1 protein-coding gene is annotated in these 1,097 nt (G+C 53.4%); it reads left to right on the top strand.

The annotated features are described in order from the left end of the window. The coding region (gene tuf, locus IM313_RS22460) for an elongation factor Tu (RefSeq protein WP_049119900.1) at nucleotides 1-1,097 on the top strand (1,097 nt) is incomplete at both ends.

Below are 1,097 nucleotides of genomic sequence, written 5' to 3'. Positions count from 1 at the left end.
CTGACCGCTGCAATCACTACCGTTCTGGCTAAAACCTACGGTGGTTCTGCTCGTGCATTCGACCAGATCGATAACGCGCCAGAAGAAAAAGCTCGTGGTATCACCATCAACACCTCTCACGTTGAGTACGACACCCCGACTCGCCACTACGCACACGTAGACTGCCCAGGCCACGCCGACTATGTTAAAAACATGATCACCGGTGCTGCGCAGATGGACGGCGCGATCCTGGTTGTTGCTGCGACTGACGGCCCAATGCCTCAGACTCGTGAGCACATCCTGCTGGGTCGTCAGGTAGGCGTTCCTTTCATCATCGTGTTCCTGAACAAATGCGACATGGTTGATGACGAAGAGCTGCTGGAACTGGTAGAGATGGAAGTTCGTGAACTGCTGTCTCAGTACGATTTCCCGGGCGACGACACTCCAATCGTTCGTGGTTCCGCGCTGAAAGCGCTGGAAGGCGACGCTGAGTGGGAAGCTAAAATCATCGAACTGGCTGGCTTCCTGGATTCTTACATCCCAGAACCAGAGCGTGCGATTGACAAGCCATTCCTGCTGCCAATCGAAGACGTATTCTCCATCTCCGGTCGTGGTACCGTTGTTACCGGTCGTGTAGAGCGCGGTATCATCAAAGTTGGTGAAGAAGTTGAAATCGTTGGTATCAAAGAGACTGCGAAGTCTACCTGTACTGGCGTTGAAATGTTCCGCAAACTGCTGGACGAAGGCCGTGCTGGTGAGAACGTTGGTGTTCTGCTGCGTGGTATCAAACGTGAAGAAATCGAACGTGGTCAGGTTCTGGCGAAGCCAGGCTCAATCAAGCCACACACCAAGTTCGAATCTGAAGTGTACATTCTGTCCAAAGACGAAGGCGGCCGTCATACTCCGTTCTTCAAAGGCTACCGTCCACAGTTCTACTTCCGTACAACTGACGTGACCGGTACCATCGAACTGCCAGAAGGCGTAGAGATGGTAATGCCAGGCGACAACATCAAGATGGTTGTGACTCTGATCCACCCAATCGCGATGGACGACGGTCTGCGTTTCGCAATCCGTGAAGGCGGCCGTACCGTTGGCGCGGGCGTTGTTGCTAAAGTTCT

The sequence above is a fragment of the Enterobacter cloacae complex sp. P2B genome (assembly GCF_014895985.1).
GTDB classification, from domain to species: Bacteria; Pseudomonadota; Gammaproteobacteria; order Enterobacterales; family Enterobacteriaceae; genus Enterobacter; species Enterobacter bugandensis.
This window is presented reverse-complemented; position numbering and strand designations above follow the sequence as displayed.